The sequence below is a fragment of the Rhodoferax sp. ZS1R8 genome (assembly GCF_056521325.1).
Genome location: NZ_JBWMBA010000213.1, coordinates 1 through 548, shown reverse-complemented (window position 1 = coordinate 548; position 548 = coordinate 1). Strand labels below are relative to the sequence as shown.

The 548-nt window shown below is 58.8% G+C and carries 1 protein-coding gene; it reads right to left on the bottom strand.

What is annotated here, in order from left to right:
• Positions 1-353: universal stress protein (locus tag AC097P_RS25070; RefSeq protein ID WP_479613119.1), on the bottom strand; the 353-nt coding region annotated here is incomplete at its 3' end.
• Positions 354-548 lie beyond the last annotated feature (195 nt).

Sequence of the window (548 nt, the reverse complement as noted above, 5' to 3'; positions counted from 1 at the left end):
GACAACAGCAGCTCTTGCGCCACGCTGCCCATGATGAGTTTGCCAATGGGTGAGCGGTGGCGCAGGCCTATCACCAGCAAAGACACCGGCAATGTCGCCACCAGGTTTTCAATTTCTTGCACGGCACCTTTGCCACGGCCAAACTGTTTGAACTCTGCAGTCAGGCCCGGTTCTGCCAGCAAAAGCGCGATGCGTTCAACGTCCTGAACATTGGCCATGGCCGCGTCGTCGCCGCTGCCGGGTGTGGCATTGACCACCAACAGATGCTCGTTGCGGCGCTTGGCGATTTCTATTCCTTTGTCCAGTGCGGCTTGGCCTTCTGGGCGGGGTGCGTAGGCTACGATGATGGTCATTCGCTTCTCCAGGTTGGGTCTTTGCAGTGGCAAGTGAAGGTTGCCGACATGGTTGCTCTGCATCTCCATTCTAGGGAGGGTACCCGCTCCCGCTGACGCAGCGATCGCTAAGCCTCGCGTTTAAACGTCACCACATGGTCGACCTCGGTGCGGATACCAATCCATTCGCCCAAGCGGTGATCGTGGTGGCTGGGC